The 14315-nt window shown below is 61.9% G+C and carries 14 protein-coding genes; 7 read left to right on the top strand and 7 right to left on the bottom strand.

What is annotated here, in order from left to right:
- Window positions 1-135: 135 nt before the first annotated feature.
- Both LQ772_RS13515 and LQ772_RS13510 read left to right on the top strand, forming a co-directional pair.
- Window positions 136-1041 carry a WcbI family polysaccharide biosynthesis putative acetyltransferase gene (locus LQ772_RS13515; RefSeq protein ID WP_231321469.1) on the top strand — a complete coding sequence of 302 codons (906 nt, stop codon included), beginning with the start codon at window positions 136-138 and terminating at the stop codon, window positions 1039-1041.
- Complete coding sequence (locus LQ772_RS13510) at window positions 1041-2093, top strand: GSCFA domain-containing protein (RefSeq protein ID WP_231326049.1); 1053 nt, start codon at window positions 1041-1043, stop codon at window positions 2091-2093. Before LQ772_RS13515 ends, LQ772_RS13510 begins: the two co-directional genes overlap by 1 nt.
- 91 nt (window positions 2094-2184) lie before the next feature.
- Here LQ772_RS13510 and LQ772_RS13505 read toward each other — a convergent pair whose 3' ends face one another.
- Both LQ772_RS13505 and LQ772_RS13500 read right to left on the bottom strand, forming a co-directional pair.
- On the bottom strand, window positions 2185-2922 hold the full coding sequence (locus LQ772_RS13505; RefSeq protein ID WP_231321467.1) for an ABC transporter ATP-binding protein: 738 nt from the start codon (window positions 2920-2922) through the stop codon (window positions 2185-2187).
- Window positions 2923-2945: 23 nt separating this feature from the next.
- Window positions 2946-3737, bottom strand: a complete 792-nt coding sequence (locus LQ772_RS13500; RefSeq protein WP_231321465.1) for an ABC transporter permease — start codon at window positions 3735-3737, stop codon at window positions 2946-2948.
- A gap of 953 nt (window positions 3738-4690) precedes the next feature.
- Here LQ772_RS13500 and LQ772_RS17435 point away from each other — a divergent pair.
- The 5 genes from LQ772_RS17435 to LQ772_RS13475 are packed head-to-tail and all read left to right on the top strand — an operon-like array spanning window position 4691 to window position 9249.
- The gene (locus LQ772_RS17435; protein ID WP_425600794.1) at window positions 4691-5323 is read left to right on the top strand and encodes an acetyltransferase; all 633 of its coding nucleotides are present in this window, start codon (window positions 4691-4693) and stop codon (window positions 5321-5323) included.
- Entirely contained in the window at window positions 5320-5745 is a 426-nt protein-coding gene (locus tag LQ772_RS13490; RefSeq protein ID WP_231321461.1) for a GtrA family protein, read from the top strand. Before LQ772_RS17435 ends, LQ772_RS13490 begins: the two co-directional genes overlap by 4 nt.
- A gap of 3 nt (window positions 5746-5748) precedes the next feature.
- Window positions 5749-6867 (top strand): DegT/DnrJ/EryC1/StrS family aminotransferase, encoded by a 1119-nt coding sequence (locus tag LQ772_RS13485; protein WP_231321460.1) that lies wholly within the window; start codon window positions 5749-5751, stop codon window positions 6865-6867.
- Window positions 6864-7805, top strand: a complete 942-nt coding sequence (locus LQ772_RS13480) for a glycosyltransferase family 2 protein (RefSeq protein ID WP_231321458.1) — start codon at window positions 6864-6866, stop codon at window positions 7803-7805. Before LQ772_RS13485 ends, LQ772_RS13480 begins: the two co-directional genes overlap by 4 nt.
- A gap of 43 nt (window positions 7806-7848) precedes the next feature.
- Complete coding sequence (locus tag LQ772_RS13475; RefSeq protein ID WP_231321456.1) at window positions 7849-9249, top strand: hypothetical protein; 1401 nt, start codon at window positions 7849-7851, stop codon at window positions 9247-9249.
- 332 nt (window positions 9250-9581) lie between these two features.
- Here LQ772_RS13475 and cysN read toward each other — a convergent pair whose 3' ends face one another.
- From cysN to LQ772_RS13455, 5 genes are all read right to left on the bottom strand, one after another.
- Entirely contained in the window at window positions 9582-11492 is a 1911-nt protein-coding gene (cysN, locus tag LQ772_RS13470) for a sulfate adenylyltransferase subunit CysN (protein ID WP_231321454.1), read from the bottom strand.
- Window positions 11492-12412, bottom strand: a complete 921-nt coding sequence (cysD, locus tag LQ772_RS13465; RefSeq protein ID WP_231321453.1) for a sulfate adenylyltransferase subunit CysD — start codon at window positions 12410-12412, stop codon at window positions 11492-11494. The genes cysN and cysD overlap by 1 nt, the downstream gene beginning before the upstream one ends.
- A 10-nt stretch (window positions 12413-12422) precedes the next feature.
- Window positions 12423-13604 (bottom strand): TrkA C-terminal domain-containing protein, encoded by a 1182-nt coding sequence (locus LQ772_RS13460; RefSeq protein WP_231321451.1) that lies wholly within the window; start codon window positions 13602-13604, stop codon window positions 12423-12425.
- 4 nt (window positions 13605-13608) lie between these two features.
- Window positions 13609-13908 (bottom strand): SLC13 family permease, encoded by a 300-nt coding sequence (locus tag LQ772_RS17430; RefSeq protein WP_425600850.1) that lies wholly within the window; start codon window positions 13906-13908, stop codon window positions 13609-13611.
- Between the two features lie 171 nt (window positions 13909-14079).
- On the bottom strand, window positions 14080-14271 hold the full coding sequence (locus tag LQ772_RS13455) for a hypothetical protein (protein ID WP_231321449.1): 192 nt from the start codon (window positions 14269-14271) through the stop codon (window positions 14080-14082).
- Window positions 14272-14315 lie beyond the last annotated feature (44 nt).

Genomic DNA, 14315 nt, shown 5'->3' with positions numbered 1-14315 from the left:
GCGCAGGAGGAGGGCCCGGCATGACGGGGCCAGCCAAAGGCAGCGCAGGTGCTCCGCGCCGAGCCGATGCCCTCCCCGACCCAATTTCCACAGCCATGTCTTTTCGGTGTGGCGAGACCAACCAGGCAACCATCCATGCCCACCGTATCGAAAACCGGAGCCGGCCCCGAACCCCACGCTGCTGCGTCCGAGCGCGAAAGTTGGCTCCTGCTCTCCAACTGCCAGGCCCTGGGTCTCGCCAATTGCCTCAACCTAGTTACCGATCAGGTAGAGGTCGAGCACTATCACCCCGCGGGTTTCAAAAAGGATTCGGCCGGCATTCTGCGCCGCTGGGACTCCTACCAGCGTGTGCTGGTCGCGCCGCAATTGTTGGAGCTGCTTCCGGCCGGATACCGCAACTCGGAGAAGATCTGGCAAATCCCGACAGTGTCCTTCACCGCCTACCATCCCGACATCTGCTATCTCAACTTTCGGGGCGCGCCGCTGAAGGGGCCGATGGATGATTACCACTCGACCATTGCCTATGCCGGGTTCAAGCTGGGGTTGTCCGCCACTCAGGTGCTGCGGATGTACAACGAAGATACCTATGCCCGGCTGGGCTACTTCGATTGCTGGGATCACGCGAAGCAGCAACTTCTGGATAAGTTTGCCCGGGCCGGTTTCGATCTGGGCCTGTCGTTCGCCAACTGGAGCCGCACGAGTGCGTTCATGTATTCGAACAATCACGTCAAGGTCCATTGCCTCATGGACATCGCCAAGGCGATCCTGTCCCGGGCGGGCAAGCGGCAGGACTACCTTAGCGAATTGCCGCACGACAACCTCATGAATGGGCCTGCCTTCCCTGTTTATCCCGAGATCGGGCTGAGGCTCGGGGTGCGGGGCAACTATCTGTTCAAGCTCGGCGGCTCCTATCGGTTCATCCGCCTAGAGCAGTTTCTGCAAGACAGTTTTTCCGTATACGCCGCCGCACCGAGCGCCGCTCCGATACCCGAACATGCGGCCATGCTCGAGAACGCGATGACTGTCCTGAGGGCAGCGTGATGTCGAACCCGTACAAGAACCTCGAGAACTACCGTTTCTGGCGGCGCGCCGTCGCCGGTGTTGAGCGTTTTCGCTTTGACCCGGTGGTGAATACGCGCTTCAGGATTGGGCCGACGCAGCGGGTCGCGACGGCGGGCAGCTGTTTTGCGCAGCACATTTCCAACCAGCTGGCCAAGGTCGGCTTCAATTACTACGTCACCGAACGTGGCGAGGACCTGGAGGAGAGCTGTCGGAAAGCGGAGAACTATGGGGTCTTCTCCGCCCGGTATGGAAACATCTACACCTCGCGACAACTCGTCCAGTTGTTCGAGGAATGTATCGGGAAGCGCCCTTCGGCAGGCCACGCATGGCAGCGGGACGACGGCCGTTACGTCGACGCGCTTCGTCCCCAGATCAGCCCGGAAGGGTTTGCGTCACCCGAGGAGGTCCTTTCGGCCCGCGCGCAGCACCTGGCCAAAGTGCGGGAAATGTTCGAGAGCTGCGACATCTTCGTGTTCACCCTCGGTCTGACGGAGACATGGCGCAGCCGCACGGACGGTACTGTCTATCCGCTCGCGCCGGGCGTCGCCGGCGGCAGCTTCGATCCTTCCGTCCACGAATTCGTCAATCTGGACATCCATGACGTAACGGGCGACATGGAGCGATTCCTGACCGGGCTCAAGGAGATCAACCCTGGCGTCAAGGTGGTTCTCACCGTTTCACCCGTGCCCTTGATCGCCACCTACGAAGACAGGAACGTGCTGGTCTCCACCACCTACAGCAAGTCGGTTCTTCGGGTGGCCGCAGACATGCTTTACCGGAAGTTTCCGGAATGGGTCGAGTACTTCCCTTCGTTCGAAATAATTACGGGCAACTACAACAACTCGGCTTACTACGAGGCCGACTACCGCGGGATCAACGCCATCGGCGTGGACCATGCCATGCGCTGTTTCCTCAAGCATTACACCGGTCAGCGCAGCGGCACCGAGAGTGGATCGGTAGCCAGCGCGCACGGCCCGGTCGACGTCGACATCGTTTGTGACGAGGAGGCCATCGACCGGGTGCGGATCTGATCGGTCCTGTCGTGGCGCATTCACCGAGGCCCCGACAGCAGTGCCGCGGTCCCGCAATTGCCGGAAGGCGATACTGCGGGCCGCGGGGAGCCTAAGCGGTCGGGGAGGACGCAGCGTTGGATGGGTCCGCTTGGGCTGCCCAGGCGTCCATGGATTCGAAGGCTTTCACGTGCCCGCCCTCCAGTTCCAGCACCTTGTTGCACGCCCGCTTCAGCAGTGCGTGGTTGTGGCTGGCCAGCACAATGATGCCGGCTTTTTCAGCGATCGCCTCCATCCGCAGCCGCGCCTTTTCCTGGAAGGCCGGATCTCCCGCGCCGATCCATTCGTCCATCAGCAGAATCTCCGGCTCCAGGCTCGTGGCGATCGAGAATGCCAGCCTTGCACCCATGCCCTGGCTGTAGCTCTTGAAGGGCATGTCGATAAAATCACCGAGTTCGCTGAAATCGATGATTTCCTCCATGCGCTCGGCGATCTCCTCACGCGACCAGCCGTTGATCAGCCCGCGCAGTTCGATGTTGCGCCGCCCAGTCGCCTCGCGGCGAAAACCAATATTGATGTTGAACAGCGCGTCCACGCGACCGCTGATTTCGACGCACCCGTCCGTTGGCTGGTAGATCCCATAAAGCACCTTCAACAGCGTGCTCTTCCCGGCTCCATTGGAGCCGACCAGCGCGAGGCGATCGCCGGCCGCGAGCTCGAAACTGACGTCTTGGAGTGCCCGCACCAACCGCTTGCCGAACTTCTCGTCGATATGCCCCCCGGTAGCGCCCAGCCGACGATCCCGAGGTGCGAGGCTCAGTTTCTCCTGCACCGAGTAGGTGAGGCTCACATTTTTCGCAACGATAGAGACCATCAGATTACGAACACAATGTGCCGGCGGTAGCGGCCCAGGAGTAAGAGGGCCACGAGCCAAAGTGCAAGGCCCGTGACCAGGCAGACAACGAACGCGTGGATCGGGACGGAGCCGGCCAGGATGGGCACCCGTACGATCTCGAGGAAATAGGTGAATGGGTCCCAATAATAGAACAGGTGGCGGATCCCGGTTGCGGTTTCCGGTGTCCACAGGACCGGTGTGAGGAAGAGGCCAATCCGCATGAGGTTGGCAACGATGAACTGGCTGTCGGGAAAGAAGGCACCGAGGAACGCGAACACAGTGATGGCCGCCGGAGTCACCCAGAGGATCAGCAGTACACCGAGGCCTGACCATGCCCAGGCGGGGGAGGGGGTAACGCCATTGAGCCACAGGATTGCCAGGCAGCCCGCCAGCGCGTAACCGGAACGGATCACCGACTGCATGCCAAGCCGCATGACATAGGTCGTAAGCGGCAGCTTGGTCCCCTTGATGAAGCTCTCCTCGCGCACGAACAGCGAAACGCTTAGCGTGATCGCCTCCGTCATGTAGAACCACGTCAGCAGGCCAAGGCAGACGTAGGCGGTGTAGTTCCCTGCCTTCGCTCCCGCGCCCTGGAAAACGTAGATGAATGTTCCCGCGAAAATCAGATAATTTACGAGCAACCAGAGTGGGCCCAGCCAAGTCCGGCGGTGCTGATCTCCGATGTCCTCGCGTGCGAGCGCCATCCATACGGGCCGTGTCGAAAAAATCGCGCGAAACTCGGCAAGCGTTTCAGGCAGGAACCTGGGCATCCGCACGTCCTTCAGTGGCGGGCTCGGACGAGGGCCGCGAGGGGGAGGGCGGCACCCTCCCGGGCCCGGGCCTAAACTTGCAAGTCATGGTTGCTTCGGTCCTGTCGTGCAGCGAGCTGAACGGAAGATGTCACATTCAGGCCAGGATGGGTGTTCATCGCGGAGCTGGGATGATGGCGACTTTAAAAGTCCCACGCAAGCCCGAGCCTGGGGCAGATCCATGAGGTCAGGGGGCCGTGCATCCCATGGCTCCGTCGAGATGCGAAGAGATTGAGCCGCCGGACTGGGCTTTTGCGTGCGGCAAATGATCCCTAGCCCGGAATTTGGTGTCGTTGCAAAGCTCGCGACAACTGTTCGGACCTCAAGGCCGCTGGCGCCGCATCGGAGCTTGCTGGGGGGCGCAGCTACAGCGACAATAGCGCGGCTGCGGCCAAAGCAGCGCGGAAGCCGTAGTCGGAGCTCGGACAACCTGGAGTCGAATCACTAGTATCGGGCCGGAGGACAAGCCTGCCCGGCACGCGCTGCACCGGACGTGCAGGAAGACGTCAAATACGCTCAGTCATTGGAGGCGCGTCACGCGATCTGGCTACGCGCGGAAAGCCGATGGGTGAGCATCTCTGCAACTTGCACCTGCTCCTCGTGGGGCGGCCACGACGGGGGCGTAGGGATAACCATCATGTCGCGGCTCCTGTTGGTGCTGCACTATTGGCGAGGCATCGGGGTGGAGAGTCCTGACGTCGGCATGCCTTCGCGCGGTGCCATCCAATGGGCTGGCTGATCTCGGCGGATTCGTCGTCTCCGCCATTTCGGTAGGACACGTGGAATCACAGGAAACGGTGCACGTCTGCGATAGGCACCAGGCTCGTTGTTCGCTTGATCATCGCCATTTCCGACGCTCAGCCTGGCTGGGGCCAGGTCGGTGCGCACACTGAAAGCCCTTATCTTTTCTTCTTATGTCGAGCACGCGAATTTCAGGCATTTCCATAGTGGGCGCGGGAGGATTTGCGCGCGAAGTGCTGTTCCTTCTTGACCGCCTTGGCAAGGTCGCGCATGTCCGCGGCCTCTATGAGAGCGACAACGTCTGGAAGAAACGCCGCGTGGCAGGTTTCGATGTTCTTCCCTTGAGCCGGCTTGATCAATCCGGGGGGGAGCTCATTCTTGCGATTGGCGATCCCGCCGTGCGGAAATCTTTGAGGGAATCTTTGTCTGGCAATATTAGATATCCGACTCTGATCGACCCGGCTGCAATAATCTCGCGATGCGCGGACATCGGCGACGGAGTCATCGTCTGCGCTGGCGCCATCATCACGACAGACGTCGTTATCGGCCACCACGTGCACCTGGACCGTTCGGTCAATGTGGGGCATGACTGTCATCTCGGCCATTACGTGACCGTAGCGCCTGGAGCCGTCATCAGCGGCAATTGCCAGATCGGGACGTCCGCCTACATAGGTGCCGCCGCATGCTTGCGGGAACGCGTATCCATCGGCGAAAGGGCGCTCGTGGGTATGGGAGCGGTCGTAGTCAAGCATGTACCTGCCGACAAGATACACGCAGGCAATCCGGCGCGGGAATTGCCCAGATGAAGGTGCTCGCGACACGGCGACCGGCCAACCTCATCCGCTTATTTTGGTTGGATCAGCGTATCCGCTTTCTTGCTGTGGGCGCCTGGAACACCGTGGCGGGCTATGGCATTTTCGTTTTGGTCCACCTTCTCATTGCACGCCGAGTAGGGGATCTGCTTGTGATCGTGATCGCCTACATGATCGCTCTTCCTCTTGCGTTTTATATGCAGAGGAGGTTTGTCTTCAATCACGGCACTCGCTGGCTGGTATCATTTCGCCGTTTTGTGCTTGCGAATAGCCTCATCTTCTTCTCGAACTTGGTATTTCTGCCGCTGTTCGTCAGGTTTACAGGAATCGGTCCATTGGTTTCGCAGGCGATTTTTGTCTCGTTCAGTACCATAGTGAGCTACGTGGCTCACAAGCACTACTCCTTTTCCAGGTGAGTCATGAAAAAAATCCGATTGCTGGTTCCGACCATGCCGAAGGCCGACAGGATTCATCCGTACCTCGAGGAGATCGACAGGAACCGCCACTACACGAACTTCGGCCCGCTGAATGACCGATTCGAACAGCGGGTGCTCGCCGAAGTCGGGAGCGACCACGGCGCCAGCTACTACGCCACGACGGTAGCCAATTGCACAGTCGGTCTTGAGCTTGCCCTGCAGGCAGCCGGGCTGGCCCCCGGCAGCCGGGTCCTGTTGCCAACACTGACGTTCGTCGCTACGGCCACGGCGATCGAACGGGTGGGCATGGTTCCGGTGTTCGCCGACGTCGATGCCCATACGTGGGCACTCATGCCGGACACCGCCCGCGAACACGCCGGCATGGTCGACGCTTTCATGCCGGTCAGCACCTTTGGCTATGGCCACAATGCCTCGGACTGGGATGCGTTGGCGTCCGACACCGGCAAGCCCGTGATCGTCGACGCCGCTGGGGCGTTCGGTAACCAGAAGCCAGGCCGCATGACCGATGTTGTCTACAGCTTTCATGCCACGAAATCCCTGGGCGCAGGCGAAGGCGGCATGGTCATTTCGTCGAACAAGGCGCGAATCGACCATATCCGCCGGCTTTCCAACTTCGGGATCGATACCTCCCGCAGCCTCCTCGCGGAATCGGGAACCAACGGAAAAATGAGCGAGTATCACGCGGCCGTCGGATTGGCCACGTTCGAGCTTTGGGAGGATATCAAGGCGCAACGGAGACAGCTGGACAAGAAGTTCGCTTCCGCGCTGTCTGCAAGATGTCCCTCCTTGAGAATGCAAAAGAAGGCGATCGACGGGATTTATCCCATCCTTGCCACGCTTCTGCCTCGAGACGCCAAGGCATCTGCCGTCGCACAGGATTTGTCCGAGGCGGGTATTGAGACTCGCCGCTGGTATTGCCCGCCGCTACACCTCCATCCTCCCATGGTCGACCGGCCGACGACCGGAAGCCTCCCCGTTGCGAAGGACATCGGGGAGCGAATCCTCGGTATCCCGTTCCACCTGGAGCTTAGCGATTCAGACGTGGATTACATTGTCGAGACCCTTGCGTCGTCTTTGGTCAAGGCAGGCCTGGAATCATGAAAATAAGTTACGTCATTCCGGTCTATCAGAACGAGGGTTCGATTGAACGGACGTGGGAAGCCATCGTCAGCCTCTTCTCAAGCGGGCTGGCTGGCTACGATTACGAAATACTGTTCGTAAATGATGGATCCAAGGATCGGTCGGCTACCGAAATGGAGGAAGTCGCCGCTAAGGATCCAAAAGTTCGGCTGATCCAGTTCACGCGGAATTTTGGACAGATCGCAGCGATCGTCGCCGGCTACGAACACGCGACAGGCGACGCGATCATCAATATGTCCGCGGACCTGCAAGATCCGGCCGAACTCACTGTCGACATGGTGCGGGCGTGGCGTGCCGGGTCGCATGTCGTGGTCGGTCATCGGGCTGACCGCGAGGACTCGATGATGGCCCGCATGCTTTCGAAGTTGGCCTATGGTGCGCTTCGGGTTTCAAATCCCAATATTCCCGAGGGCGGATTCGACTTTGTTCTGCTGAGCAGATATGCGCTCGACATTTTCCTGACTTTCAAGGGTCGCAACCGGTTCTTTCAGGGTGATGTGCTGTGGTCGGGCCTTCCCGCCACCTTCATCCCCTATGTGCGGAGAAAACGGACGATTGGCAAGTCCCAATATAATTTCAGTAAGAAGTTGAAATTGTTCTACGACTTTCTTTTGGACGGCTCTTATCTACCCATCCGGATCATGTCTGTCTGCGGGGTGCTGAGTTCCGTCCTCGGCCTGTCTTACGCGGCGCTGATCATTGTGCTTCGACTGATAGGTGATGTGCCGTTCCAAGGCTGGGCGCCGATCATGGTCGTGGTACTGGTGATAGGCGGCATGATCATGTTCATGTTGAGCCTGATCGGCGAGTATCTGTGGCGAATCCTGGACGAGATCAAGGCCAAGCCCCTTTATATTATCAAGAGCGATGGGACCGGGAATGATAAGCGCCAGGACTGATTGGTTCTCGGATCGGCTGAAGCCGCTGTTGGCGGTGTGGCCGGTGGCTCTGGTGATCAACGGCCTGCTGTTCGTGGCGTATGCCGCTAATCCGCTGCTTGTCTCGGATGGCTGGTACTACCTCGACGTTTTCCTGAGGAAAGGCATCGAACATGATCTTGCGTTGCGCGACTTCTTCGTTCGTCGCGCCGGCGTGGATCACTCACAGCCTTTGTTGAAGCTGATCTACCTTGTCGAACTCTGGTTTTTCGAGCTTGACTTCGTGCCGCAGGCGATCCTCGGTTTTGCATGCGCCATCGGCATCGCCTATGTCATCAAGCGCAACTTGAACAAGGACATCAAGGAGGACGGGAACGGGTGGATTGCCTGGCTGGGCTTTGCCGCTGTTCTGACTCCACTTCTTTCGCTCAACAGCGGTGCGGTTTGGACCTGGCCAGACGTCAGTGTCCAATATGTGATATTCCTCGTGGTGGCGGTCTTCTTCTCGCTATTTGCCTCGGCATTGGTCCGGGGGCGAGGGGTTGCTGCGGCCATCGCGGCAACGGTCTTGACGACGGTCGTGGCGAGCGACGTATCCACCATCGCCGTTATTGCGAGCGTGGTCGCTGCGCTGTTGCGATATCGGTCCTTCCGCCACGATGGATGGCGGACAGTGGCGGCCGTCGTGGTGGCCTTTCTCGTGACGGATGCTGTCCTGTACCTGATAACTCCGGTTGTTGGCGGGGCCGCGGCATCTACGGATACCGGTCGCTTGCTGCTGGCCCAGCTGCCGAATGCCTGGGAATGGATTGTTCTGCCCTTGGCCAACGCGCTGGTCTCGTTCGAGCGGTTGCGAGCCCTGGTCCCACACCATGTGGTCCTGACGCAAGTACTACTGGCGTGTTTGCTGGCGGGATGCCACGTCGGGTTCTGGGTCTCTTTTTTTCGGTCACCAACAACGCGGTCGAGAACTTTTGCCGCGATATTGATGCTCTTCTTCTACGGTCTCGTGGGCGGGATCATCGTTTCCCGGGTGACTGTGTTCGGCTCGGACTACCTGAACTCGCCGAGATACATCCTTTACTATCAGTTCAACCTCGTGGCGCTTGTCATCATGCTTTGCGCTCGCGCCGTCGATGCCGGCCACATGACGCGCGCTCGGTGGATCGCGGCCGGGCTGGCGGCCTGCTACGTGGCACTGCAGCTTCCGCTCAGCGTTCACGCATGGAGGGCCGCTCCATATCATCGCAGTGCTTACCAGTTGTTCGCTCGGCAAATCGACCTGATGCGGAAGGACCCCCGCAATACGCCGGAGCGCTGCGCCCCCCAGCTGCCGATATGCCGCATGGGCCCGGAAAAACGATCGGTGCTGATTAGCCTTCTATATGACCACCGATTGAATCTCTATTCACGGCCGGTCATGGAAGTGCATGGCCTGCCCGCTCCTGATGGGTCGCTGCGGTAGTTCGTAGGGGGCATTGGCCCAAGCAGTTCGAAGGCCCTGCGCCACGCGGGCAACAGCCGGCTTGGACCGGATTGTCGAGATTCATCGAGCTGGGCATCCGGCTTTCGCTGCAGTGTTGGTGCTTGCGGCGCACGGGTTGGGGAGAAGGCGAGTTTTCCCTGGGCGTACGGCAATGAGCGAGTGATCTCATGGCCAGCTAGAGCGCCGGCCGCCCGGCCCATGTCCCCGCAACCGTCAGGCCGATGGTTTAGGCGCTGCCGATGGCGATGCTCAGCGGAGCCATCGCTGGACCTCTTCACATGCTCCGAGATCTCTTGAGGCGGGGACTCCTCTCATTGCTGCTCACGAACCAGTACCTCCGCCACGCGCGCAGCTAGCTCCTCTGGGGCGTGGTCCGCCGTGGTCAGAATCAGTTCGGCACCCTGCGGCTTCTCGTACGGCGAATCAATGCCGGTGAAATTGCGAATGCCGCCGGCGCGCGCCTTTGCGTACAAGCCCTTGGGATCGCGCTGCTCACAGAGCTCCAGCGGAGTGTCGACGAATACCTCGACAAACTCTCCTTCGCCGAACAGCTCGCGCGCCATCGCGCGTTCGCTGCGGAACGGGCTGATGAAGGAAACCAGCACGATCAGGCCCGCATCGACCATGAGTTTGGCGACTTCGGCCACACGCCGGATGTTCTCCACGCGGTCCTCGTCGGTAAAGCCCAGGTCGCGGTTTAGGCCGTGGCGGACGTTGTCTCCGTCCAGCACGTAGGTGTGGTAGCCCATCGCATGCAGGCGCTTGTCCAGCAGATTGGCGACGGTCGATTTGCCCGAGCCGGACAGGCCGGTGAACCACACGCAACGCGGGCGCTGGCCCTTGATGCGGGAGCGGGCCTGGTGGTCGATGGTCAGGTGTTGCCAGTGGATGTTCTCGGCGCGCCGCAGCGCGAAGTCGAGCGCGCCGGCGGCCACCGTGGCATTGGTCTGGCGATCGATCAGGATGAACGCACCGAGCTCGCGGCAGTGCTCATAAGCCTCGAAGGGAATGGCGTGGTCAAGGCTGAGGTTACACACGCCAACCTCGTTGAGCTCCAGCCGTTTGGCGGCCAGGTGCTCCTGGGTGTTCACGTCGATCCGGTGCTTGATCTCGGTGATCTGGGCACTGACCGTGCGGGCCCCGATCTTCAGCCAGTAAGGGCGCCCGGGCAGCAGGGCCTGGTTGTCCATCCAGAGGATGTGCGCGGCGAACTGGTCGGCCACCTGCGGCGGCTGGTTCGCGCTGGCGAGCACGTCGCCGCGGCTGACGTCGCGTTCGTCGGCGAGGGTCAGCGTGACGGCCTGGCCGGCACGGGCCAGCTCGATGTCGCCGTCCGGCCCAAGCACGCGCTCGACCCGGGAACGCGCGCCGCCGGGCAGGACCACCACTTCGTCACCGGGCTTGATCTCGCCGGCTACGAGGGTGCCGGCATAGCCGCGGAAATGCTGGTCCGGGCGGCACACCCACTGCACCGGCATGCGGAAGCCGGTGGTGGCGACCGGCGGCTCGATGGCCACCGTTTCGAGGTGTTCGAGCAGGCTTGGGCCGGTGTACCAGGGCATCACGGTGCTGCGGGCCGACACGTTGTCCCCGCGCAAGGCCGATACCGGGATCGCGGTGACCTCGGGAATGCCCAGCTGGGTGGCCAGTTCTCGGTAGGCTGCCTCGACGCCCCGGAAGGTGGCCTGGGCATGGTCCACCAGATCCATCTTGTTGACCGCCAATAGCACGTGACGGATGCCGAGCAGGCTGCAGATGTAGCTGTGCCGGCGCGTCTGGGTGAGCAGGCCCTTGCGCGCGTCCACCAGCACCACGGCGAGGTCTGCAGTGGAGGCACCGGTTGCCATGTTGCGCGTGTACTGCTCGTGCCCGGGGCAGTCGGCAACGATGAACTTGCGCCGATCGGTGCCGAAGAAGCGGTAGGCTACGTCGATGGTAATGCCCTGCTCGCGCTCGGCCGCCAGGCCGTCGACCAGCAGGGCAAAGTCGAGCTCGCCGTTCTGCGTGCCGTGGCGGCGGCTGTCACCTTCGAGCGCGGCCAACTGGTCGTCGAACAGCAGCTTGGTGTCGTACAACAGGCGCCCGAGCAAGGTGCTCTTGCCGTCGTCCACGCTGCCGCAGGTAATGAAGCGCAGCAGGCCCTTGGTCTCATGCTGCTGCAGGTAGGCATCCACGGCCGAAGCGGCCAGGGCGTCGATTGGGGGGTGTTCGTCGCGGCGCATCAGAAATAGCCCTCCTGCTTCTTCTTCTCCATGGAGGCACCGGCATCCTGGTCGATCAGGCGCCCCTGTCGTTCGGAGGTTCTGGCGACAAGCATCTCCTGGATCACCTTGGGCAAGGTGTCGGCCTCGGACTCGATCGCACCGGTGAGAGGGTAGCAACCGAGGGTGCGGAAGCGCACCTTGCGAATGGCGGGACGCTCGTCGGGCGCGAGCGGCATGCGGTCGTCGTCGACCATGATCAGCATGCCGTCACGTTCCACGACCGGCCGGTCGGCCGCCAGGTACAACGACGGCACCGGGATGTTTTCCCTGTAGATATAGAGCCAGATGTCCAGCTCGGTCCAGTTGGACAGGGGAAACACACGCACGCTTTCGCCCTTGCGGATGCGGGCGTTGTAGAGGTTCCACAATTCCGGCCGCTGGTTCTTCGGATCCCAGCGATGTTGCTCGTTGCGGAACGAAAAGACGCGTTCCTTGGCGCGCGACTTTTCCTCGTCGCGCCGGGCGCCGCCGATGGCGGCGTCGAAAGCATGGGCATTGAGCGCCTGCTTCAGCGCCTGGGTCTTCATGATGTCGGTGTGCACCGCCGAACCATGGCTGAAGGGCCCGACGCCGTCGCGCAGGCCATCCGGGTTGGTGTGCACGATCAGCCGGCAACCGGTTTCCTTCGCCCGCCGATCTCGGAAGGCGATCATTTCGCGGAACTTCCAGGTCGTGTCTACATGCAACAGCGGAATCGGCGGGGGCGCCGGACGGAACGCCTTCTGCAACAGGTGCAGCAGCACGGAGGAATCCTTGCCGATCGAATACAGCATCACCGGATTCGAAAACTCGGCAGCGACCTCGCGCAGTATCTGGATGCTCTCGCCTTCAAGGCGATCCAGGTGGGAGCTCGCATGATGAGCATGGGTCGCCTTCATGGCCGGTTCCTCAGCAAATCACGTGATTGTAGTGGGATGTGGAAACTTCTTGCGCAACATTTTGCCGTTTTTGTCCCATCAGAATGGCCAGATGTGCGGCGCCAGCGTGGTCACCAACGCCCGACGACGACGGCCAGTGGCGTGCCCACGCGCACGTAGTCGATGAAGCGGTACCCACCCGGCCGTAAACCATCAAGTTCGTCTGATAACCGATGGGCGTTATGAACGACGCGGAAGCGGCGAACATCACAGTCTTCACGAACGGCATCGGGTGGACGCCCAGCTGCGCGGCGGTCGCGAGGCCCACAGGGAACATCAGCACCGCCGAGGCGCTGTTAGTGACCAGCTCGGTGAACACGACTGTGGCGCCGTTGACGGCGACCAGGCAGTCCAGGGGTTCGATGGGGCGACGGCCAACAACAGGCGCGCCATGGCAGCAGCCACCCCGGTGTCGTTGAATGCCTGACCGATCGCGAAGGCGAACGCGATCGTGGCAATCAGCGGCACCTCCAGGGCGCGCCAGACGGAGCGGAAAGGAAGGGCAGCCCGTCGCCAGCATGCCGAGCGTCGCGGCCAGCGCGGACGTGAGCACGTCCGCCCGGAGGAGCACATTGGCGGCGATCGTCGCCACCACGAAAGCCAGCGCCATGAAAGCGCGGCGCGGGTCGATCCCGTTGTCCTCGCCGACACGGTTGAGCATGGCGAAATCGTGCGACTGGTCGTGCCGTAGCACAAAGTCGGGCTTGGTCTCCAGCAGCAGCGTGTCACCGCTCTGCAGTACCACCTCGCCGAGCTTCTCGCGCAGCTCCCGCCCATGCCGGTTGATGGCCAGCACCACGGCACCGTACCGCTCGCGGAACTGCGAATCGCGCACGGAGCGCCCGATCACCGGGGCCAGGCGCGACAGCACCACCTCCACGAAATGGCGGCCGGAGTCCGGGTCGACGGGTAACAGTGGCGTCTGGGCATATGAGAGGCCCTGCAGTCCGCGCAGCTCACACGCACCGTTCGGCAAGCCGACGAATATCAGCCGATCGCCCGCTTGCAGGGTGGTGTGGAGGCCCGGCGCGGGAATAATGGCGCCATGGCGGTCGATCTCGGCCAGGCAAAGGTTGCGCAGGCGCCGCAGCCTGGCCTCGGCGATCGTGCGCCCCTGCATGGCCCCGCCGGCATCCGCCTGCAGCTCCAGCACGCACTCACGGGTATCGGCTGCCTGCTCGATCGCGCCCGCCCGGGAGGGCAGCAGTCACCGGCCAAGCGTGACTAGGTAGAGCAGGCCCGAGACGGCGACAGGGATGCCTACCCAAGCGGGGGTGAGCAGGTCCAGCGGCGGCAGCTCCGGATGGCCGTGTGCCAATCCGGCGACACAAATTGGTGCTGGTGCCGACCAAGGTGCACATGCCGCCGAGCATCGTCGCGTAGCTGAGCGGCAGCAGCACCTTGGAGGGCGGGAATCCCGCGCGGCGGCACCAACTTTCGACAGCCGAGGTAAGCATCGCGACAATGGGCGTGTTGTTGACCAACGAGCTCATGCTCGCGGCGATACCAACCAGCCTGGCCTGGGCCGCGAACAGCCCGCTAGGGGCGTCCGAGCACCCAGGCGCCAACCCAGCGAATGGCTCCCGTATGCCGGAGGCCGCCGTGATGAGGAACAAGGCCGCCCACGGTCAGTACGGCCCTGTTGCCAAACCGGCGATTGCCGTCGCCGGACTGAGCACGCCGCCGATGACCAGGAGGGCGACCGCTCCGCCGAGAATCCATAAGGGGGCGAGGCGTTTGGTCACCAGCAAGATCAGCGCGATGACGATCACACCGACCGTGAACCACCCATTGGCACGCAATACGCCGGGATCAATCACCAGCAGCCGTCCCCTTGAGACATTCGCAGGCGGTCAGTCCGAGC

The organism is Frateuria edaphi, assembly GCF_021117405.1.
In the GTDB taxonomy this organism is placed as follows: Bacteria; Pseudomonadota; Gammaproteobacteria; order Xanthomonadales; family Rhodanobacteraceae; genus Frateuria_A; species Frateuria_A edaphi.
Note: the sequence above shows the minus strand (reverse complement) of the source record. Positions and strands in the feature narration are given on the sequence as shown.

Excerpts from the sequence above, each read along its gene's own strand:
- LQ772_RS13515 (WP_231321469.1), top strand. The coding sequence starts at position 136 with ATGCCCACCGTATCGAAAACCGGAGCCGGCCCCGAACCCCACGCTGCT.
- LQ772_RS13510 (WP_231326049.1), top strand. The coding sequence starts at position 1,041 with ATGTCGAACCCGTACAAGAACCTCGAGAACTACCGTTTCTGGCGGCGC.
- LQ772_RS13500 (WP_231321465.1), bottom strand. The coding sequence starts at position 3,737 with ATGCCCAGGTTCCTGCCTGAAACGCTTGCCGAGTTTCGCGCGATTTTT.
- LQ772_RS17435 (WP_425600794.1), top strand. The coding sequence starts at position 4,691 with ATGTCGAGCACGCGAATTTCAGGCATTTCCATAGTGGGCGCGGGAGGA.
- LQ772_RS13490 (WP_231321461.1), top strand. The coding sequence starts at position 5,320 with ATGAAGGTGCTCGCGACACGGCGACCGGCCAACCTCATCCGCTTATTT.
- LQ772_RS13485 (WP_231321460.1), top strand. The coding sequence starts at position 5,749 with ATGAAAAAAATCCGATTGCTGGTTCCGACCATGCCGAAGGCCGACAGG.
- LQ772_RS13480 (WP_231321458.1), top strand. The coding sequence starts at position 6,864 with ATGAAAATAAGTTACGTCATTCCGGTCTATCAGAACGAGGGTTCGATT.
- cysN (WP_231321454.1), bottom strand. The coding sequence starts at position 11,492 with ATGCGCCGCGACGAACACCCCCCAATCGACGCCCTGGCCGCTTCGGCC.
- cysD (WP_231321453.1), bottom strand. The coding sequence starts at position 12,412 with ATGAAGGCGACCCATGCTCATCATGCGAGCTCCCACCTGGATCGCCTT.
- LQ772_RS17430 (WP_425600850.1), bottom strand. The coding sequence starts at position 13,908 with ATGCTTACCTCGGCTGTCGAAAGTTGGTGCCGCCGCGCGGGATTCCCG.